Consider the following 21,433-nt stretch of genomic DNA (forward strand, 5'->3'; position numbering starts at 1 on the left):
TAAATCTGTGATTTAATTTTTTAGGAGAAACTCCTTCTCCTTAGGTCGAAGGAGTAAGTTCGCCTTGCCAAATCTAAGATTTGGAGGCTTACTTATCTTAACACAGCTCCTAGTTTGTGTTCTAATGCTTTTAGAATTTTATCGTGAACTTTAGATATATCTTTATCTTCTAAAGTTTTCTTTTCATCTCTGTAAGCTATAGCGTAAGCAATTGACTTTTTACCTTCTGGTATTTGTGCTCCCTTATAGATATCAAATAATTGTACTTTCTCTACTAAGTTTCCACCAGCTCTTCTTATACAATCTTCTATATCTGCAACTAATATAGAGTCATCACATAAAAGTGCAATATCTCTAGTTACAGCTGGGAACTTTGGTAATGGTTTATATGCCTTTACAGTTGTTGCTGCTTGGAATAACATATCTAAATCTAATTCTGCAACATAACAATCTACATCTATACCATAATTTTCAGTTACATCTGGGTGAACTTCTCCAAATACTCCTGCTTTCTTATTTCTAACCATTAATGCAGCAGTTTTTCCTGGATGGTAGCTTGGATTTTCACTTTCACGAGCATATTTAGCTTTATCTATCCCTAATCCTTCGATTACATTTTCAACTATACCTTTAAGATCAAGGTAATCGCAATCTCCATATATACCTATAGTTAAAATATTCTTTTCTGTTGGTAGCTCAGTTTCTACTTCATTAGGAATATATACTCTTCCTATTTCAAATAATCTGACATAATCATTATTTCTAGAGTAGTTTCTAGCTAAACATTCCATTATTGATGGTAAAGTAGTAGTTCTCATTACACTGTAATCTTCACCTAATGGATTCTTTATCTTTACAACATTTCTAAGTTCACTATCTTCAGGTACATTAACTTTATCAAATACCTTAGGTGATACAAATGAGTAGCTAATAGATTGATTTACACCACTACCAATCATTATATCTACAACTTTATCAGTTAGTAATTCATTCTTATATTTAGGTTCTCTCTCAGTTGATACCTTAAATACTGTTGTTGGAATCTTATCATATCCATAAATTCTAGCTACTTCTTCAGCAATATCTTCTTTTATAGCTATATCTATTCTAAATGTTGGTATAGTTATTACTAACATTTCACCGTTAATCTCTGTTTTTAAATCTAGAGAATCTAAAGCTTCTTTCATTTCTTCCTTAGATATCTCTGTTCCTAAGAACTTATTAATCCAAGCTGAGTCTACAGTTATAGAACCTTCTTCTTTAACTTGATTATAAACATCTATAGTTCCTTCCATAACTTCTCCGCAACCTAGTTCACAAATAAGTGCACAAGCTCTATCTATTGCAAGTTTAGCTAAGTTTGGATCTATATCTTTATCAAATCTTGAAGAACTTTCAGATCTTAAGTTTAACTTCTTAGAGCTAACTCTTATATTAGTTCCTTCAAAGTTTGCTGATTCAAAAATAACTTCTGTTGTATCATCTTGAATTTCTGAGTTTAATCCACCCATAATTCCAGCTAGAGCAACTGATTTTTCTCCATCTTTAATCATTAAGAAATCTGAAGTTAATTCTCTTTCAACTTCATCTAAAGTAGTAAACTTTTCTCCATCTTTAGCTTTTTCAACAACTATTTTACCGCTTTCTATTTGTCTAGCATCAAAAGCGTGCATTGGTTGACCAATCTCTAACATAACAAAATTAGTTATATCAACTATGTTATTAATAGGTCTAACCCCTGCTTCTAAAAGTCTTTCTTGCATCCAACCTGGCGATGGCATTACCTTTACATTTTTAACACCTCTAGCCATGTATCTTCTACATAAATCATCTCTAACTTCAACTTTTAATTCATCATTAATATTAGCTGATGACTTAACTTCATAGCTCATATTTGGCATCTTATAAGAAGTTCTTAACGTTGCTGCTGTTTCTCTAGCCATACCAACTATACTTAAACAGTCAGGTCTATTTGAAGTAATTTCAAAATCTAATATAGCTTTATTTAATCCTAAATATTCTTTTATATCCATTCCAAGAGGTGCATCTTGTGGTAATATCATTAATCCATGAACTGGTTCATCTCCAGCAATTCCTAATTCTTCTTCAGAACAGAACATTCCGTTAGATACTACACCTCTCATCTTACCTTTTTTAATTTCAGTTCCATCAGCTAAAATTGATTTATGAAGAGCAACTGGAACTACATCTTCTTCTTTCATATTAGTTGCTGCTGTAACTATTTGTATTTCTTCTTCAGCCCCAATATTTACTTGACATACACTTAATCTATCAGCATCTGGATGCTTTTCAATCTTAGTAATTTTACCCGTCACAACATTTTTTATATTGTCACCTTGTATAATAACCTCTTCTACAGCTGAACCTGAAAGAGTTAATTTATCACCTAATGTAACTGCATCTACATTTACTTCTGCATAATCTTTTAACCAATTATATGGTACTTTCATCTCACTTTACCTCCTAATTAAAATTGATTTAAAAATCTCATATCACTTTCGTATAATAATCTGATATCATCTATTCCGTATTTAAGCATAACCATTCTATCTACACCAAATCCGAAGGCAAATCCACTATAAACTTCTGGGTCTACTCCGCAATTTCTTAATACTTCAGGATGAACCATTCCACATCCTAGTATTTCAATCCATCCGCTTCCTTTACATACTCTACAACCTTCACCACCACATACAAAACAAGTTGCATCCATTTCTGCTGATGGCTCTGTAAATGGGAAGTGATGTGGTCTAAATTTAGTTACTACCTTATCTCCAAACATCTTTTTAGCAAATAATTCTAAAGTTCCTTTTAAATCTGCAAAAGTAACTCCCTTATCAATTACTAAACCTTCCATTTGATAGAATATTGGTGAGTGAGTAGCATCTACAGCATCTGATCTATAAACCTTCCCTGGAGATATCATCTTTATAGGAGGTTCTTGTTTTTCCATAGTTCTAATTTGAACTGGAGAAGTTTGAGTTCTAAGTACTATATTATCGTTTATATAAAAAGTATCTTGTTCACTTCTCGCTGGATGGTCTTTAGGTATATTTAATGCTTCAAAGTTGTAATGATCTAATTCAACTTCTGGACCTTCTTCTACAGTAAATCCCATTGAAATAAATATTTCTTTCATACTTTCTAATGTTAAATCTAATGGGTGTCTTTTCCCTATAACATTTCTTTTACCAGGTAACGATATATCTATAACTTCACTAGCAAGTTTAGCATTCTTTTCTTTTTCCTTAATCTTTTTGCTAACCTCTTCTAATCTTTCTTCTACTTCATTTTTAGCTTCATTAACTAACTTCCCAACTACTGGTCTTTCTTCTTTTGATAAAGCTCCCATACTTCTAAGAATAGTAGTAAGTTCCCCTTTTTTCCCAAGGTATTTAACTCTTATTTCTTCTAATGCTCCACTATTTTCTGCAGCAGATATTTCATCAAAAGCAGCTTCTTTAATTGCTAATAATTTTTCTTGCATTTGTATTCTCCCTTCTAACGAATTAAATTATGGTATTTTTTTTAATAAAAAAAGGATATTCAGCCCCCTACAAAGGGACGAAATATCCGCGTTACCACCCTAATTGATATTTATTATAAAACAAATATCCAACTTAATTTTAATAACGGCAAAAACCGCTAGCTACTACTTTGTTTCACAGCTAGTACTCCTGAGTGAACTTCAATATAAATTCTAATAAAAAGGCTTACAGTCATGACCTTTTCTCCCTGAAAAAGTCTTTATATCTACTCTCTCAATCATAGTATTTTTATATTAAATTACAACTGATTATACATCTAAAAGACAATATTTTCAATAGTTTTATGTAAATTTATTTATTTGATATATTTTGTCTAACTCTTTCAAATAAAATTATTGATGTTGCTATAGCTACATTTAATGACTCTGCTCCACCTGGCATTGGTATTTTCACTTTGATATCTGCCATTTCAAATATTTCATCACTGATACCATTTCCTTCATTTCCTACTGAAAGAATTATCTTTCCACTTAAGTCCTCTCTAAAGAAATCCTTAGATTCTTGAAGAGATGTAGCAACTAAGCTAAATCCATCATCTTTTAGTCCTTTTAAAAAAGTTAAATCATTATCATGTATTATTGGAACATAAAATATAGAACCCATAGTAGATCTAATAACCTTATCGTTATATATATCTACAGTACCTTTTGTTAATATTATTCCAGTTACTCCTGCTGCATGAGCAGTTCTAATTATAGTTCCTAAATTACCAGGATCTTGAACTTTATCGCATAGAAGATAAAAATCACCATTTAAATTTTCTCTGTTATCTTCAATTTCTAATAATGCAATTATACCTTGTGGATTCTCAGTTGAAGTAAGCTGCGAAAAAAGGCTATCTTCCATTAAATATACTTTTACGCAGTCTATATACTGTTCTAAATATTGATTTATTTTCTTTGCACCATCATTATTTACAACAATAGAATCTACTTTGCATCCTGCTTTAAATGCTTCTTGTATCAACCTAAAACCTTCGATTATATATTTTTGTTCTTTACTTCTACCTTTTCTATCTTTTAACTTTTTAGCTAATTTAAAAAAAGCATTTTCTTTACTTTCTATTGATATCAACTTATACACCTCTATTTTTGTTTAGCCATAATTTCTTCTATTTTAGCTAAATCTTCTGCTGATCCAATAGCTACTATTATATCATCTGAAGAAATAACTTCATCAGCACTTGGAGAAATATTTATATCATCATCTTTCTTTATAGCCATTACGTTAATTCCATACCTACTTCTAAGCTTTAACTCTGTAAGATTCTTTCCATTCCACTCTTCTAAAGCTTTCATTTCCATTATACTATAATCAGGTGAAAGTTCTATATAATCTAAAATACTTGCAGATACAAGATTATGAGCTACTCTCACTCCCATATCCTTTTCTGGTAATACTACTCTATCTGCACCTATTTTATATAATACCTTAGCATGTAAATCACTTTGTCCTTTTGCTATTATATATTTAACTCCTAGATCTTTAACTAGAAGTGTTACCATAACACTAGCTTGTATATTTGAACCTATTGTTACTACTGCAACGTCAAAATTTCTTAGCCCTAACGTTCTAAGAGCTGACTCATCAGTTGCATCCATTTGTACTGCATGTGTTACAGAGTCTGAAATCTCTTGAACCATATCTTCATCCATATCTATAGCTAATACATCATGGCCTAATCCATAAAGTGTCTTTGCAACAGACTCTCCAAATCTCCCTAACCCTATAACTACGAATTGTTTATTTTTTGACATAATTACTCTCCTAACCTATTAGAATTTTTCCTTCTGGATATTTTACACCATTATTTTTTTTGTTTCTCATTAATGATAGAACTACTGTTAATGGGCCAACTCTACCTAAATACATCATTATCATTATTAAAACCTTACCTACTTCAGTAAGCTGTTGAGTTAATCCTACAGTTAATCCTACCGTTGCAAAAGCTGATGTAGTTTCATATAAAAGTGAAAGGAATGATGCTCCTTGTTCTGTATATGATAAAAGCATAGTAGCACTCATCACTAAAACTCCACCTATAAAAAATAATGTAAAAGCCTTATATACTAACTCTTTAGGAAATCTTTTTTTAAATGCTTCTGCATCCTCACGACCTCTAATAACACAAATAACAGTTACTATTAATACTCCTATTGTAGTTGTTTTAATTCCTCCAGCTGTTGATCCTGGAGATCCACCTATAAACATAAGTATAATTGTTAATAAATTACCTGCATTTGTCATTCCATCTGTAGAAATAGAATTAAATCCTGCAGTTCTTGGAGTTACAGCTGCAAAAAATGAATTTACAAGCTTATCTCCTATATTCATATTTGCCAATGTATTTGGATTATTATGTTCGAAAATAAACATAAGTATTGTTCCTCCTACAACCAAAATAGCAGTAACTAAAATAACCATTTTAGAATGTATAGAAAGTTTTTTCATACTTTTAAAGTTATATACTTCAATCCAAACAGCAAAACCAATACCCCCAATAATAATTAGAGCACTAGCTACTAATATAACTACCCAATTACTACTATAACTTGTTAAGCTTGAAAAGTTACCAAACAAGTCAAATCCAGCATTACAAAAAGCTGAAATAGAATGGAATAAACTATAGAACATCCCTTTACCTATTCCATATTTAGGAATAAACTGTGTTGAAAATAAAAGTGCCCCTGATAGTTGAACAGTTATAGTAAATGTTAATACATATTGAACCATCTTTACAAGTCCCTGAATATTAAATGTATTCATAGCATCTTGTAATATCAACCTATCTCTTAATGTTATTTTTTTACCTAATATAATTGCTATCAGTGTTGTAAAAGACATAAATCCTAAGCCACCAATTTCAATTAAAAGCATAATAATTGTTTGACCAAACATACTCCAATGAGTTCCAGTATCTAGCGTTACTAACCCTGTTACGCAAACAGCTGATGTTGATGTAAATAGTGCATCTAAAAAATTAGTATATTGTCTAGTAGCAGATGATATCGGTAACGTTAAAATTATAGCACCTATTAATATCACTACTAAGAAACCTAATGCTAAAATCTGTACTCCTTTAAGTTTATTACTTTTTCTTAAATTAAATTGCATATCCTCACCTCGTAGGTTTCATTTTAACTACTTTTATTATTTTGCTCTACATATATTATTTTTATTTGTTGGGTAGTAATATTTGTCCTCCATGTATTTTACCATCTTTACATTTATTTTCATAGTACTGTATAAAATTTTATTAGTAATATAATAAAGGCGACTATCCTAGTCGCCTTAAAATAATCTATTTTAATAATTCCTAAATCTAAAAATTAGAAACTATATTTTTCTTAATAATAACATAACTAGATTTTTGTCTTAACTATTTTGCACTCACTGCATCCTTTACAACAATATGCTCTTTCGCCAAAGACATTAATTATTGTATTTATGAACTCTTTATTATTACATTTATCTTTCCCATGAATTATTACACTTTTAGGTGCATTAGTAATTAAGCCACTTATTATAATATCCTCTATATTAGCTTCTGTATCTACCTTACACTCTGAAAGTTCTTTAATAAATTCTTCAAATATATCATTACCATATTTATCTTTAATAATATATCCTCCACCATCTTGTATATAAATATTTATTTCATCAATTCTGCTCTCTTGAATATCAACAAAGTATTTTAATAATTTCACAAATTCCTTATATTCTTTTTCTACCATGTATTCTTCTACAACTTTTTCTATTACATCTTCAATCCCTTGCCTTAGTTCTTTCATTCTAAAAGTTATAAACCCTTGAATATTAATCTCTTCATTTTCTTCTAAACATTCTTTTATTTTTTCAATTATAGAATTCACTTTATTTATACAATATATCATTCTATCATCATTTACTGTAGAATCCCCTTTTAAAACGCTCGTAATAATCTCTTCAACTTCTAATATTTCATCTTGCTTTAAAAAAAAGTAATTTTCCATTAGAAAGTCAAACATCTCTTTTTTTCTATATTGTTCAAGTATAATATTATATAATATATTACTTATATATAAATAAAGTGTATTTTTAACTTTTTCGTCATAACACTTTTCATCACATATAACCTTAACTGAATGAGTGTCACCTTCAAAACTTTCTACTATCCCTATCGTAATGTTTTTTTTCTTTAGTATGTCTCTCAATTCTTGTAGCTCTTTTACGAAATCAAAATCATCATTACGACGTAAATTCAATACTATCATAGATTTCACTCCCTTCTTAATAATAGTATGTATAAAAAAATTATCTATATACTATCAATCTTAGGTAAACAACCCTTGATTTTTTATTATTTTTCATATACGTTTATATTAAAATTATTAAAGGTGGGCTTATATGGTTGCATTTATTGATTATAGAACTACAACAACTGAAAAAAATTCGCTATCAAAACTTAATATAAACTTTATAGAAGTACCAAAAAATCCAATATTATATGATGCTATTGATGGTCACGTAGATATACAATTAAATATAATTGATAAAAAAGAAAAAAAAATAATTATACAAAAAGATATTGATGATACTTTTATTGAAAAACTTAAACTATATGATATTACCTATATAAAAAGTTTTAGTTCTCTTGCAGAAAAATATCCTGGAAATATCATGTTAAATGCCGCAATATTAGACGATGATATTATCCATAATTTTAAATATACAGATAAGAATCTTATCTCTTCCTTGGATAATAAAAAGTTCATCAACGTTAAACAAGGCTATTCTAAATGCTCAATACTACCGGTTAGAAATAAAGCTATCATAACAAATGATAAAGGAATATATGATACTTTAAAAACTGAAGGTTATGATATTTTACTACTTCCTCCTGGAGATATATTATTACCAGGACTAAATTATGGTTTTATTGGTGGAGTTGGTGGAAAAATATGCGATAACTCTTTAGCCTTTTTTGGTAATTTAAACAAATATAAATATGGAAAAGAAATAAAACATTTTTTAAACAAATATGATATTACTCCAGTTTATTTACATGAAGGCAAGTTAATTGATAGAGGCAGCTTACTATGTCTGTAAATTTACTCTTTTATATAATACGTATAAGTATCTTAAAAGTTGAATATATTTTGTTATTAAAAAACACCACTAAACTATAACAATTTAGTGGTGTAAAACATTAACTATTTAATAATTTTTGTATATCTTCTTTTGTAAATACATAGCTAGCATTACAGAAATGACATTTTAGCTCTTCATCTTTTCCTTCTTCAGCAATTTCTCTAAGCTCTTTCTCGCCTATAGATATTAATGCCTTTTCAACTTTTTCTCTTGAACAGTTACACTTAAATTCAGGTTCAACTTCTTCTAATATTTTAAGATCCATACCATCAAAAATATATTCTATTATTTCTTTGATTGTTTTACCTTCATCAAGAAGAGTCGTTATTGATGGAATTTCTTCTAACCTATATGTTATTACATCTGCTAATAAATCATCAGCACCTGGCATCATTTGTACTATAAAACCACCAGCACATTTTATTGAATAATCAGTATTAACTAAAACTCCTAACGCTACAGCAGAAGGTGTTTGTTCTGAAACTGTAAAATAATAAGCTAAATCCTCAGCTATTTCTCCTGAAAATATCGGTACTTGCCCTACATATGGATCCTTTAATCCTAAATCCTTAATCACAATTAAATTTCCATTTTTTCCTATATATCCACCAACATCTAATTTATTCTTTGAGTTTAATGGTAAATCTCCATAAGGATTTCCTATATATCCTTTAACTATACCACCTTTATACGCAGTTACAACTACTCCTTCTGCATCTCCTCCACCATTTATCTTAAGAGTAGTTACATCTTTTTCTGATTTTAACGTACTTCCTAGTAAAGCACCTGCAGTTAACAATCTTCCTAAAGCTGCTGCTGCAACTGGTGTACATTCATGTATCTCACGTGCTTTTTCAACTAAATTTGTAGTTGACCCTGCAATAATTCTAACCATTCCTTCTTTAGCTGTCGCTGTTATAATTGTATCTTTCATTTAACTTCCCTCCAAATTATCTACTCTTCTTTACAACATACACTAATCTTTCACTATCCGCTTTAACTTTACAATCAGTATATCCATCAAATTTATTTATTATCTCTAAATTTGCAAGTTTTAAATATTTTTCAATATCTTCTTCTTTGTAAGCTCTTTCTAAATGTTCTTCCTCAAATCTTTCATATAAATCTCCATTTTTAACAAAGAAGGTCAAGAACATTGAAAGCAAATTATCTTCGAAAGTATTTTCCCATGTATAGAAAACTTCTTCTTCACTATATGTATATATATTGTTTCCTAATATTTGTGATAGTTTATAATATGAATTTATATCAAATATAAATATTCCATCATCGTTTAGGTGCTCATTTATAGACTGAAAATAAGATACTATTCCTTCTTCATCAATTATGTAATTTGTAGAATCCAGAACTGATGTTATTAAATCAAATTTTTTATTTAATCTTAACTCAGTCATATCTTGACATATTACTTTACCTTTTATCTTATTAACTTTAAACTTCTCAAAAGCTTCACGTAGCATATCTTCTGATAAATCTACAGCAAAAACATCTTTAAATTTTGTAGCTAAGCGTATAGTAACATTTCCAGTTCCGCAAGCTACATCTAAATAGTTATTAAAATTAATATTTTCTTCTTTACAAATATCAATTATTCTACTAACCATTTCATCATAATTTATATCTTCATTTATAAGTTCATCGTAGATTTTGGCGAATTCACCATATGCCATAAAATCCCCCCTCACTTGTAGTGATTTATTTAGGTAAAATTTGTAGAAATATAACTAACCCAAAGCTATATTTTTCTACAAACTATAATATATGTAAAAGTACTTTTAGTCAACGATAACCGAAACTTCTATTTATCATATTTTTTATTCTTATGCTAAATAACATTTAATTTACTTTCTACCTAAGATCTCATCATTAGTAGGTATTTTTAATTCTTTCTTTCTTTTAGTCATAATACCTCCAATACGCCCTGTTTCTTCAGCTGTTAAACCTGCCCATCCATACTCATCAACTTTCTCCTTTAATCCTAATTCATCTGCTATTTCATATTTTATTTTTTCTCTTAAAAGCTCTTCAGGTGTTAATTCTTTATTACTTTTTAATTTTGATTTAATAATTTTTTTTAATGGTGTTTTACTCATATTAGTTCCCCTTTAATAAATTTGTTATATGTATTTTCTCCAACAACATTATATTTATCCCCCTATATTTTTATAACTTATTTAGTTGTCCCTCATATATTGTTACTATGGTGAATAATTAACTTAATTAGATTAAAAATTCCTAAATAAAGATTATTTAATTTAAATTTATTTTACTTATTTGTAGGAGGATAACTTATGTACAATATTGCAATAGTCGGAGCTACCGGTAATGTTGGAAGAAAATTTCTAAGTATTTTAGAAGAAAGAAATTTTCCAATTAATCAGCTTTACCTTTTCGCTTCAAAAAAGTCTAATGGAACCCATCTTAAATTTAGAGGTAATAGCTATTTAGTTCAAGAAACTAGTGAAAATAATATAAAAGATAAAAAAATTGATTATGCTCTTTTTTCTGCAGGTGGTGATGCAAGTTTATACTTTGCTCCACTTTTCACTAAATATGGTGCTATCGTCATCGATAACTCTAATGCTTGGCGAATGAATGATGATGTTCCTCTAGTAGTTCCAGAAGTAAATCCCGAAGATTTAAAAAACCATAAAGGTATAATTGCTAATCCAAATTGTTCAACAATACAAGCTATGATTCCACTAAAGGCATTAAAAGATAATTATGGACTAAAGAGAATTATATATTCAACTTATCAAGCTGTATCTGGCGAAGGAATTGGAGGAATTAATGATTTTAAAAATGGTGCTTCTGGAATAACCCCTACTAAATTTCCTTATCAAATTTTTAATAATTGTATCCCTCAAATTGACGTATTTTTAGATAATGGATATACAAAAGAAGAAATAAAAATGATAAATGAAACAAAAAAAATTCTTCATGATAATGACTTAAAAATTACAGCTACGACAGTTAGAGTTCCAGTATTAAACTGTCATAGCGAGAGCATAAATGTAGAGCTTTTAAATAGTTATAATTTAGATGATATAATAACTATTTTCAACAACACTAGTGGGTTAACTGTTTATGATGAAAAAGAATCATTAAAATATCCTATGCCTATTATTGTAGATGGAGAAGATAATGTTTTTGTTGGAAGAATCAGAAGAGATTTTAGCATTGAAAATGGTCTTAATCTTTGGGTTGTAGGCGATAACTTGAGAAAAGGTGCTGCTTTAAATGCGGTGCAAATCCTTGAAACATTAATAAAATAATTTATAGGAGGTCATATTATGTCAATTTTTAAAGGTTCTGGAGTTGCAATAGTTACTCCTTTTAATGATTGTGGAATTAATTATAATAAACTTGAAGAATTGCTTGAATGGCATATCTCTGAAGGAACTGATGCTATAATAATCTGTGGTACAACTGGTGAAGCTACAACTATGACAGAAGAAGAAAGGAAAAATACAATTAAATTCACAGTAGATGTAGTAAAAAATAGAATACCAGTTATTGCTGGTACAGGTACTAACGATACTACTAAATCCATTAACATGAGCAAATATGCAGAAAGTGTTGGTGTTGATGGCCTACTTATCATTACACCTTATTATAATAAAACTAATAATAAAGGTCTTATAAAGCATTTTGAAGCAATTAACAATTCTGTAAACACTCCAATTATTGCATATAATGTTCCTAGTAGAACGGGATTGAATATTACTCCTGAGCAACTTTTAATGTTATCTACTCTAAATAATGTAATTGCTATAAAAGAAGCTAGCGGTAATATTAGTCAAATTGCTAAAATGAAAGCACTTTGTGGTGATTCAATTGATATTTATTCTGGAAATGACGATCAGATAATTCCTATAATGTCATTAGGTGGCCTTGGTGTTATATCAGTGGCTGCTAATATAGTTCCTAAAGTAATCCATAATATTGCATCAGAATTTTTAAATGGAAATTATGATGAAGCTTTAAGACTACAACTAGATTATTTAGAGCTTTGTAATATGCTGTTTATAGAAACCAATCCCATTCCTGTTAAAACAGCTCTTAACTTATTATCAAAAAATGTTGGAAATTTAAGACTTCCACTTTATGAAATGGATGATACAAATAAAATTAAATTAGTTAAAACATTAGAAAATTATAATTTAATTTAAGGGGTGTTTTTATGATTCAAATTCTTCTAAATGGATGTTGTGGAAAAATGGGAAAAGTTATAACAGATGTTATAAGTCAATTTCCAGACTTAAATATTATAGCCGGTGTTGATAAATATCCTTGTGATACTCAATTTCCTGTTTTTACTTCCTTATCAAATATAAATACCACCTATGATGTATTATTAGATTTTTCTAGACCAACAGCTCTAGAAAGCTTAATATTATTAAGCGAAAAAACAAAAAAGCCATTAATATTATGTACTACTGGATATAGCTCTAGTGACTTAGATTTGATAAAAGAAAAAGCTGATATTATTCCTATTTTTAAATCAGCTAATATGTCTTACGGTATTAATCTAATAAATATAATTTTAAAGAAAATTACTCCCCTCTTATACGATAATTATGATATTGAAATAATAGAAAAGCATCACAATCAAAAAGTAGACTCTCCTAGTGGAACAGCTTTATTACTAGCTAATACAATATCTAACTCTATAGACACTAAAACTAATTTTGTTTATGGACGCTACGGTAAAAATAAACGTAAAAAAGAAGAAATAGCTCTACATGCAATAAGAGGTGGTTCAATAGTGGGTGATCACGAAATAATCTTTGCTGGAACCGGCGAAGTAATTGAATTAACCCATAAAGCTATTTCAAGGGAAGTATTTGCTATTGGAGCTTTAAAAGCTTGTGAGTATATGAGTAAAATTACATCTCCTGGATTATATGATATGGAAAGTATGCTTAATTTTTAATTAAAGGCCTAAACTAATGTTTATCATCTTTATTAATAATATTTATAGCATATAGACATACTATAATTGTAAAACAATTTATAGGAGGTTTAATATGCCAAAAGATAGTCAACCCGATAATAAATACGCTAGAATGGAAAAATGTAATTATCAAACTCCAATAACCGAAGAAGGTCATAATCATAACCCTAATAGAAAGCATAAATCAGTAAAGAGAGAAGGTGTATCTAGCGAGCACTATAATCCTGCAGGAAATTAAAAAGAAGAGTTTTAAAACTCTTCTTTTTAATTTAAAATTCTATTCCTTTACGAACTGGAACACCCTTATTAAAGTAATGTTTTATATCTTTCATTTCTGTTATCAAATCACTTTTATCTGCTATAGATTTAGGTACATTTCTACCTGTTAAAACAATTTCCATATTCTCTGGCTTGTTTTCAATTAATTTTACCACATCATCCTCTTTAATATATCCTCCGTTAACAGATGCCATAACTTCATCTAAAATTAACATATCACACAGATCTTCTTTTACTACCTTCTTTGCAAAATCGAATCCTTCTGTTATTTCTTTCTTTAACTCTTCTTTTTGCTCATCAGTAAGATTCCAAGTAAAATCTTTTTCTTTTTCAAATCTATAAACTTTAAAATTTTCTCCTAAATTATTTAAGACATTTAGTTCTCCAGTAATACCACTTTTTAAAAACTGTATCATAATAACTTTTAATCCGTTACCATATGCTCTTATTCCTAAGCCTATAGATGCTGTAGTTTTACCTTTCCCATTTCCTGTGTATACCTGAACTAATCCTTTTTCTAGCTTCATAATAATCACTCCTCTTAAAAATTTTATTACAAACTTATACTTTAGTAAATAATTTTCATTTAATCATATTCTTATTATTTCTTTATTATAATTATAATAATTACGATTAATTTATTTAATCTAAATCTTGAAAGGAAGGATATTATGAGTTATAACTTTAATGATCATGATGAGATTGTCAAATATATAAAAAACATAAAAAAATCTACACCAATAAAAGCTTATATAAATGGTTCTCTAAATGATATTAACGATAAAAATATAGAGTGGTATGGCTCTAATAACTTTTATATATTATTCGGTGAATTTGAATACATATCAAAGTTTATAATTGATAACAAAGAGAATATTAACTATTATCGTCTAGAAGCTGATAGAAAAAATTCTGCTATTCCACTATTAGATATCATTTCAATAAATGCCAGAATTGAACCTGGAGCTATAATTAGGGAGGGTGTTAAGATAGGTAAAAGCTCGATTATAATGATGGGAGCAATAATTAATATCGGAGCAGAAATAGGTGATTATACCATGGTTGATATGAATGCAGTTATTGGCGCTAGGGGGAAAATTGGTAAGAGAGTTCATATAGGAGCTGGTGCTATAATCGCCGGAGTATTAGAACCTCCAAGCCAAGAACCTTGCATTATAGATGATGATGTTCTTATAGGTGCAAATGCAGTTATACTAGAAGGTATCAAAATAGGTCAAGGTTCTGTTGTAGCCGCAGGTTCTGTTGTTACAAAAAATGTTCCATCTGGAGTTGTTGTTGCAGGGACACCCGCTAAAATAATAAAAAATGTAGATGCTAAAACTAAAAGCAAAACTAAATTTATAGATGATTTACGTTAATATTTTATAATATAAAAAAGGAGCTTATTAGCTCCTTTTTTATATAAATGAATTATACAGCACCTTCTTCAGATGGAGAAGTATTGTTATTATTATTTTCTGTTTCTTCTGTAACTCTTTCCATCTTAGATATAGACACTTCATATGCAATCTTCTTGATTACTTCATTATCATTTACCTTTTTTTGATATTCTCTACTTTGAAGTCTACCCCATACCCTTATATTATCTCCAACTTCAAGTGTTTGACAAAATCTTGAGTTTCTTCCCCAAGCTATAGTTGGAATATAATCTGATTTATTATATGCTCTATTTACAGCCAATAAAACATCTGCGATTTCTCTTCCAAACGGAGTTTTTCTGTAAACAGGTTCTTTACATATATATCCATCTAAGAATATTTCATTTGGATTTTTACTTCTTTCTATACATGGCTCTATGTTTCTAGCAAACACAGTTAATATCAGTTTATTAGAACCATCAACAAACTTATTATAAGATCTTAATTGTCCTAAAACTATTATTTCATTTCCTACAGATATATTCATATTACTTATAAGCCTTTCGGATATTGTAATATTTAATAAGTCTACAGAATCACTTAACCTTGGCACCTCCATGTAAAAAGTATAGAATCCCTCTCCATACATTTCATGACTGAATTCTAATTCACTTACAATTTTTCCTTCAAGATAAATCTTGTTATTTAACATCAAATTATCCATCGTTACCCCTCTCTCCCTTAGTAATTAGTTTGATTTTTTATTGCTTTTACCCCACAAGGATTTATTTCCATTATAATACAATATTATCTTAAATTTCAATATATTTCTAATATTTATTTTTTATGTTGCTCTCCATTTTCATCTATATAGTACTCATCATAATCTGTAAGCTCTCCAACTGTAACAAATTCATATCCTTCTTCTTGGAGTTTAGGAATTATTCTATCTAAATTACTTGGAGTATACTTTGCATTATTATGAAATAGCATTATTGATCCAGCGCTTACATTTTTCATAACTCTTTCATATTCAATATCTTTACCTGATTGCTTCCAGTCAACCGAATCACAATTCCACTGTATACATTTATATCCATTTTCTGAAACAAATTGTAATGCTTTATCATTATAATCTCCACTTGGAAATCTAAATAGCGTAGGCTTGACCCCGATAGTTTCGTATATAATATTATCTGTCTTTGTTAATTCCTCTAACATTCTAGTCTCATCAATTTTTGTAAAACTTGGATGAACATAACTATGATTTCCTATTTCATGTCCCATCTCATTAATCTTTATTAGCTTTTCTTTATTCCCTTCTGGATAAATAATCCACTTGCCCATTACAAAAAATGTCGCTTTTACATTATATTTATTTAGTACATCTAATATGTCATACAGATATTCATTTTCAGCCCAATTAACATCAAAGGTTAATGCCACTTGCTTTTTATCTGTATTAACTTTAAAAATAGGCTTCTTATCAAGATTACCATTAACTAACATAGATTTTGCTCCTATAATAGATGTAACCATAGTTCCAATAATCAAAAATATAGCTATTATAATCTTTCTTTTTCTAAACATATCACTCCTCCTTTGTCCATAATAATTTATATTCTTTATTTATAATATTAATGCCTATATTATTCCACAATTCTAAATTTATGTTATAATAAAATAGACCCTTATATAATGGAGGTTTAGTATGTACGAAAATTCAGCAGAATTAGCAGAAAATAAATTATTAGTTTTATATGTTATAAAATCATTAAAGCATCCAATATCAAATACTCAGTTAACTGAAATAATTTTAGAAAATAATTTTATTAATTATTTTACTTTACAGCAATATATAACTGAGCTATTATCTTCTGAGTTTCTAAAATATATAGAAAAAAATGATAAAAAGCTTTTAACGATTACTACTAAAGGTGAAAAGGTGCTTTCGTTCTTCACGCAACGAATTTCACCAATAAAAAGAGATATAATTGATAATTATATCTCCTCAGTAATTGATAATATAAAAAAGGAATTAACTATTTATAGCGATTATACTATAGAAAATAGCGATTCTTTTATTGTTAATCTTAAAGCTCTCGAAGATGAGATGCTATTAATCGACTTGAAGGTGTCTGTTCCAACAAAATCTCAAGCTAAAGCATTATGCAGCAAATGGAAAGATAATCCTTCAGATATTTATACTAGAATTATGCAAAGTTTATTTTCTGATGAAGATTAAAACAAAGTCATGGCATTGGGTTCAGACTCGATTGCTATGACTTTATTTATTTTGTTATTTTCTATAACATATATCTTTCCTTTTAAGTAATCTGAAACAAATATTTTATTTTCATGAGTAATCATTCCTTTAGGCATTCCTCCAACATATATACTTTCTTGAAGAATCATGTTGCCCTTATTTATTACGCTTATTGTTCCATCAGTAAAATTTGATACATATATGTTTTCCTCCCCCTCTATAACATCCATAGGGGAACTACCTACAGTAATTCTCTTTATACTTTTTAATGTTTTAGCTGAAATCACATCTAAAAAACCACTTTTATCATGACCTAAGTAACTTTCACATACATACAAAAATTCTTTATCTTTAGATAACAATACCTTTGTAGGATACTCATTAGCATCTATCTTTTTTATAACATTATTATTATCCATATTAATAACTGTAATATCATTACTTTCAAAATTTGCTATGAATGCTATTCCTTTTTCAATATCAGCTTCTACGCTATAAGGCCAGCTTCCTGTAGCAATTTCATATAATGCTTTATCCTCTAGAATATCATATACTACTACTGAATTTGATTCCCCACAAATAGTATAAACTTTCTTTTTATATACTATTAAATCATTAGGCGATGGTCCTATTTTTGCATTTTTTATCTCTTTAAGATATTTTTTATCAAAAAATGATATTGAGTCACTGTAACTATTAGTAGTTATAAACCCATCATCATAGACCTCGATTCCATTAGGTCCTATAGGTTTCTCACCTAAATTAAATGTTATCTTTTCTAAATGCAAATCATTTAAAATAATTCTTGAAAGGGAATCTGCTCCTGTGTTACAAACTAATATAGAGTTCACCCTTATTTCACCTCCTTTAGGTTGAAACCTCTTGTACTTTTAATATATGCATCTTTATAAAACTTGGCACATTTTTTCAATATTACATAATTTTATTTTGATTCTTTCTTTTTATTGTATAAGGATTTATAATATTATTGTTATTACTTATTATGGGGAGGCATTTAAATGTATATTTACAAGACTTCTGGTGTTTGTTCAACAGAAATACATATTGATGTAAAAGATGATAAAATTGAAAATGTTAATTTCGTAAGAGGTTGTGCTGGAAATTTACTTGGTATTTCTTCACTAGTTAAAGGTATGAATATTAACGATGCAATTGATAAATTACAAGGAATTCAATGTGGTTCTAAAGGAACTTCTTGCCCTGATCAATTAGCTAAAGCTTTATTATCAATGAAAAATGCTTAATATACAAAAAGAGTTGCTTTAAAACCAACGGGTTCCTTTTCTAGGTACAAAAGTTACTAATTAACCTAAAATCTCAACTAAAATCACATTCAGAATCACACTAAGATTCACATGTGATTTTTCTTTTATAAATGGCTTAAATACTTGAATATTAATGGATACACAAATAAATATTTCTATATAATCACAACATAAATCACATATAAAATCGCAGGTCTTTTAAAAAAATAATAAATATATTATCTTTGAGAATATATATGTGAATTGATATGTGATTTGTCATACAATATTGCTAGTGGAAATAGGTCTTATGGAATATTTTTGTAAATCATGTTAGTATAATATTAAATAAATAATGAACAATTGTTTTGTGAGCGAAATAGGAATTTAGTGATGAGATTTTTTATTATATATTAGGCAATATATAATAAATTAAACTATTGGAGGGAAGTAGATGAATATTGATGATTCAATGATTAAAAGTTATTTAGTAGGAAAAGATGATTATAAAAGTCATTGGCTGTTTAATAGTATATTAGACAAAGGAGAATATACTTTTGATAGACCTAAAAATGAGTATAAAGAAAAGATTAAAGAAATATATGAAAAAACATATGAAAGTTTAATAAGTTTTACTCCATATAATGTAGAATTATTTTCAACATTGTTTCCAGAGTGGAAAAGTTTAATTAATGATGTAAATATAATACTGGCTGTTGGATGTCCATCACCTTACGATGCAATGGTTCGTGAGCATAATGGGAGAGAATATGTTATTTTTGATTTGATAAGGTTTATGAGTTATGAAAAAGAGGGAGATGATATTGTATCATTAATTATAGGAATGATTACACATGAAATATCACATACTTGTATACATGCTGACTATCCTGTTATTGATAAGATATATGAAGATAAACTTACTTACATTATATTTGATGAAGGGTTTGCACACTTATTATCCTTCAATGATAAAATAAGTTCATATAATTTTAGTTCTATGATACAAACATACTATCAGAATTCGGTGAGAAAATTACAAAGGGCATTATCCGAAACAAATATACTTAAACAAAAAGAGTATTTAGAAGAGTCTAATTGCGGTGCATATTGGGACAAGTTTGCAGCAATTAGTGGAAAACTTTATTTAGCCTCAAATATAGGTAATTTATATGATATATATAAAGATGGACCATCTGCTATGTTATTAGGTATACAGAGAAATTTTGAGAGTTAACTTTCAAGTTGTCGAGTATATTTAAAGGAACAATTTTAAATTATGGCGAGCTGCTGTATTACTTTTTACTTAGAGGAGGGGACTTATGATTGGTGTATTAGCAACTTTTTTACCGATTACAATAGTAATCTTAATTGGGTTAGGAATATTTGCACTTATAAAATTTATTAATAATATTAATAAGAAATAACGACTAATATTAATACATTGTGAATTAAATAAAAGTGGAGATAAGACTAATTTAAACATAGTGTTATCTCCATTTTTTATTATTTTAATTCTGTGATTATAGTTGTGATTTGTGGTGTGATTTTGCATGTGATTTCATTACTTTGCACCTCAAATCGGAACCCGTTGCTTTAAAACAACTCTTTTTTCTTTATTACTTAATACTTTTAAGCTCTTTTATAATATCATTTTTAATTTCTTCTAATGGAAAATTCTTTCCTGGACAAAGAGTATTTCCTAACTCTTTATGAGGAAGAATATCCTTTATATTATATTTTAAACATATATATATTGAAAGCTTCTTTAACGCTTCTATTTGTTCGTCTGTTAAATACTCTTCTTCGAAGTTTCCCTCTAAGCAAACACCTATAGATTTCTTATTATATCCTTTCACATGAGATCCTTCAGCCTCATCCTCTCTTCCCTTGTAAATAGTTCCATCTTTCCTTATATAATAATGATATCCAATTCCCTTCCAACCTTTATTTTTATGTAATTTATCTATATCTTCTGGAGATATGTTCTTTATTGCTGTATGATGATAAACCAATATTGTAGGTTCATTATCAATATCTAATTCTTCCGCCCATTCATATCTTAAATACTGTATATCTAAATCCTTATACATACTCTCAATTTCTTCTGTTTTAATATTAACATTGTATATATCTTTATAGCTCCATCCAACAGCTTTTAAAATTTTAGGTTTAAATAAAAATATTATACAAGCAATCACTATTATATATGTTATATATTTTAATCCATTTTTCATAAAAACACCTCTTCATATTATATCTATTATAATTTTCACATGAAGAGAACCGTTATATTTTAACCTATAAAATAATCTTTTCTAGTACAATCACCTAAATTAATTACTTTTATTTTATAATTTGTAAATAAAAAAAGAGGCTGTCTCTGAAATGATTTTTAAAATCATTTCAGTAGACGGTCTTTTTATTTTTTATTCATATATTTATATGAAATTATTTCTAAATGAACAAGTTTTTTGACACGACAAATAGGAGGTTATAAACCTCCTATTCTCTGTAAAAATATACCTTTACACTATTTTCTTTTCATTCAATAATATACCATTTCT

22 protein-coding genes, 1 pseudogene and 1 other annotated feature are annotated in these 21,433 nt (G+C 28.3%); of the genes and pseudogenes, 9 read left to right on the forward strand and 14 right to left on the reverse strand.

The annotated features are described in order from the left end of the window. Nucleotides 1–92: 92 nt before the first annotated feature. The 6 genes from pheT to ytxC form a co-directional block, all read right to left on the reverse strand. Nucleotides 93–2,471 (reverse strand): phenylalanine--tRNA ligase subunit beta, encoded by a 2,379-nt coding sequence (gene pheT / locus H8S10_RS11155; RefSeq protein ID WP_186838921.1) that lies wholly within the window; start codon nucleotides 2,469–2,471, stop codon nucleotides 93–95. 17 nt (nucleotides 2,472–2,488) lie between these two features. Next, the gene (gene pheS, locus H8S10_RS11160) at nucleotides 2,489–3,508 is read right to left on the reverse strand and encodes a phenylalanine--tRNA ligase subunit alpha (RefSeq protein WP_055265949.1); all 1,020 of its coding nucleotides are present in this window, start codon (nucleotides 3,506–3,508) and stop codon (nucleotides 2,489–2,491) included. Between the two features lie 70 nt (nucleotides 3,509–3,578). Next, nucleotides 3,579–3,799: a binding site (T-box leader), on the reverse strand. Nucleotides 3,800–3,860: 61 nt separating this feature from the next. After that, complete coding sequence (locus tag H8S10_RS11165; protein ID WP_055265952.1) at nucleotides 3,861–4,643, reverse strand: RNA methyltransferase; 783 nt, start codon at nucleotides 4,641–4,643, stop codon at nucleotides 3,861–3,863. 11 nt (nucleotides 4,644–4,654) lie between these two features. Beyond that, a complete protein-coding gene (locus H8S10_RS11170) occupies nucleotides 4,655–5,326 on the reverse strand; it encodes a TrkA family potassium uptake protein (RefSeq protein WP_055265954.1) in 672 nt (223 codons plus the stop codon). A 10-nt stretch (nucleotides 5,327–5,336) separates the two neighbouring features. After that, entirely contained in the window at nucleotides 5,337–6,683 is a 1,347-nt protein-coding gene (locus tag H8S10_RS11175) for a TrkH family potassium uptake protein (RefSeq protein WP_055265956.1), read from the reverse strand. 248 nt (nucleotides 6,684–6,931) lie between these two features. Next, nucleotides 6,932–7,822, reverse strand: coding sequence for a putative sporulation protein YtxC (gene ytxC, locus H8S10_RS11180; protein ID WP_186838922.1), 891 nt, complete (start codon nucleotides 7,820–7,822; stop codon nucleotides 6,932–6,934). 133 nt (nucleotides 7,823–7,955) lie between these two features. Between ytxC and H8S10_RS11185 the strand changes: the two genes are divergently transcribed. Continuing rightward, nucleotides 7,956–8,657 carry a DUF6873 family GME fold protein gene (locus tag H8S10_RS11185; protein ID WP_186838923.1) on the forward strand — a complete coding sequence of 234 codons (702 nt, stop codon included), beginning with the start codon at nucleotides 7,956–7,958 and terminating at the stop codon, nucleotides 8,655–8,657. Between the two features lie 100 nt (nucleotides 8,658–8,757). On the opposite strand, the gene hslO is transcribed toward H8S10_RS11185, so the two are convergent. The 3 genes and pseudogenes from hslO to H8S10_RS11200 all read right to left on the reverse strand — a co-directional run bounded on the left by hslO (nucleotide 8,758) and on the right by H8S10_RS11200 (nucleotide 10,813). Beyond that, complete coding sequence (gene hslO, locus H8S10_RS11190) at nucleotides 8,758–9,633, reverse strand: Hsp33 family molecular chaperone HslO (protein WP_055265959.1); 876 nt, start codon at nucleotides 9,631–9,633, stop codon at nucleotides 8,758–8,760. A gap of 16 nt (nucleotides 9,634–9,649) precedes the next feature. Continuing rightward, a pseudogene (locus tag H8S10_RS11195) lies at nucleotides 9,650–10,423 on the reverse strand (class I SAM-dependent methyltransferase); the annotation flags it as partial. 138 nt (nucleotides 10,424–10,561) lie between these two features. Further along, nucleotides 10,562–10,813, reverse strand: a complete 252-nt coding sequence (locus tag H8S10_RS11200; RefSeq protein WP_055265962.1) for a small, acid-soluble spore protein, alpha/beta type — start codon at nucleotides 10,811–10,813, stop codon at nucleotides 10,562–10,564. Nucleotides 10,814–11,011: 198 nt separating this feature from the next. Between H8S10_RS11200 and H8S10_RS11205 the strand changes: the two genes are divergently transcribed. The 4 genes from H8S10_RS11205 (at nucleotide 11,012) to H8S10_RS11220 (ending at nucleotide 13,915) form a co-directional block, all read left to right on the forward strand. Then, entirely contained in the window at nucleotides 11,012–11,995 is a 984-nt protein-coding gene (locus H8S10_RS11205) for an aspartate-semialdehyde dehydrogenase (RefSeq protein ID WP_186838925.1), read from the forward strand. An 18-nt stretch (nucleotides 11,996–12,013) separates the two neighbouring features. Beyond that, nucleotides 12,014–12,892, forward strand: coding sequence for a 4-hydroxy-tetrahydrodipicolinate synthase (gene dapA, locus H8S10_RS11210; RefSeq protein WP_186838926.1), 879 nt, complete (start codon nucleotides 12,014–12,016; stop codon nucleotides 12,890–12,892). 11 nt (nucleotides 12,893–12,903) lie between these two features. Then, a complete protein-coding gene (gene dapB / locus H8S10_RS11215) occupies nucleotides 12,904–13,656 on the forward strand; it encodes a 4-hydroxy-tetrahydrodipicolinate reductase (RefSeq protein WP_186838927.1) in 753 nt (250 codons plus the stop codon). A gap of 94 nt (nucleotides 13,657–13,750) precedes the next feature. Next, nucleotides 13,751–13,915 carry a hypothetical protein gene (locus H8S10_RS11220; protein ID WP_172675756.1) on the forward strand — a complete coding sequence of 55 codons (165 nt, stop codon included), beginning with the start codon at nucleotides 13,751–13,753 and terminating at the stop codon, nucleotides 13,913–13,915. A gap of 31 nt (nucleotides 13,916–13,946) precedes the next feature. Here H8S10_RS11220 and H8S10_RS11225 read toward each other — a convergent pair whose 3' ends face one another. Further along, nucleotides 13,947–14,486 carry a cob(I)yrinic acid a,c-diamide adenosyltransferase gene (locus tag H8S10_RS11225; RefSeq protein WP_186838932.1) on the reverse strand — a complete coding sequence of 180 codons (540 nt, stop codon included), beginning with the start codon at nucleotides 14,484–14,486 and terminating at the stop codon, nucleotides 13,947–13,949. A gap of 141 nt (nucleotides 14,487–14,627) precedes the next feature. Between H8S10_RS11225 and dapD the strand changes: the two genes are divergently transcribed. Next, entirely contained in the window at nucleotides 14,628–15,335 is a 708-nt protein-coding gene (gene dapD / locus H8S10_RS11230; protein WP_055265971.1) for a 2,3,4,5-tetrahydropyridine-2,6-dicarboxylate N-acetyltransferase, read from the forward strand. Nucleotides 15,336–15,387: 52 nt separating this feature from the next. Here the strand turns inward: dapD and H8S10_RS11235 are convergent, their stop codons facing one another. Together H8S10_RS11235 and H8S10_RS11240 are read right to left on the reverse strand one after the other, a co-directional pair. Then, nucleotides 15,388–16,059 carry a single-stranded DNA-binding protein gene (locus H8S10_RS11235; protein ID WP_186838928.1) on the reverse strand — a complete coding sequence of 224 codons (672 nt, stop codon included), beginning with the start codon at nucleotides 16,057–16,059 and terminating at the stop codon, nucleotides 15,388–15,390. A gap of 113 nt (nucleotides 16,060–16,172) precedes the next feature. Beyond that, nucleotides 16,173–16,925, reverse strand: coding sequence for a polysaccharide deacetylase family protein (locus H8S10_RS11240; protein ID WP_186838929.1), 753 nt, complete (start codon nucleotides 16,923–16,925; stop codon nucleotides 16,173–16,175). Nucleotides 16,926–17,046: 121 nt separating this feature from the next. Between H8S10_RS11240 and H8S10_RS11245 the strand changes: the two genes are divergently transcribed. Beyond that, nucleotides 17,047–17,580: a DUF4364 family protein gene (locus H8S10_RS11245; protein WP_055265975.1), complete on the forward strand. Its 534-nt coding sequence runs from the start codon at nucleotides 17,047–17,049 to the stop codon at nucleotides 17,578–17,580. On the opposite strand, the gene H8S10_RS11250 is transcribed toward H8S10_RS11245, so the two are convergent. Continuing rightward, nucleotides 17,577–18,452 (reverse strand): hypothetical protein, encoded by an 876-nt coding sequence (locus tag H8S10_RS11250; RefSeq protein WP_055265976.1) that lies wholly within the window; start codon nucleotides 18,450–18,452, stop codon nucleotides 17,577–17,579. The two genes, H8S10_RS11245 and H8S10_RS11250, sit on opposite strands and share 4 nt — an antisense overlap. Nucleotides 18,453–18,620: 168 nt before the next feature. Here H8S10_RS11250 and H8S10_RS11255 point away from each other — a divergent pair, with 168 nt between their 5' ends. Together H8S10_RS11255 and H8S10_RS11260 are read left to right on the forward strand one after the other, a co-directional pair. After that, on the forward strand, nucleotides 18,621–18,866 hold the full coding sequence (locus tag H8S10_RS11255; RefSeq protein WP_186838930.1) for a TIGR03905 family TSCPD domain-containing protein: 246 nt from the start codon (nucleotides 18,621–18,623) through the stop codon (nucleotides 18,864–18,866). A 454-nt stretch (nucleotides 18,867–19,320) separates the two neighbouring features. Beyond that, entirely contained in the window at nucleotides 19,321–20,103 is a 783-nt protein-coding gene (locus H8S10_RS11260; protein ID WP_186838931.1) for a hypothetical protein, read from the forward strand. Nucleotides 20,104–20,485: 382 nt separating this feature from the next. Here H8S10_RS11260 and H8S10_RS11265 read toward each other — a convergent pair whose 3' ends face one another. Next, on the reverse strand, nucleotides 20,486–21,103 hold the full coding sequence (locus tag H8S10_RS11265; RefSeq protein WP_070205677.1) for a peptidoglycan recognition family protein: 618 nt from the start codon (nucleotides 21,101–21,103) through the stop codon (nucleotides 20,486–20,488). Nucleotides 21,104–21,433 lie beyond the last annotated feature (330 nt).

This window comes from Clostridium sp. NSJ-49 (genome assembly GCF_014287725.1).
GTDB classification, from domain to species: Bacteria; Bacillota; Clostridia; order Clostridiales; family Clostridiaceae; genus Clostridium; species Clostridium disporicum_B.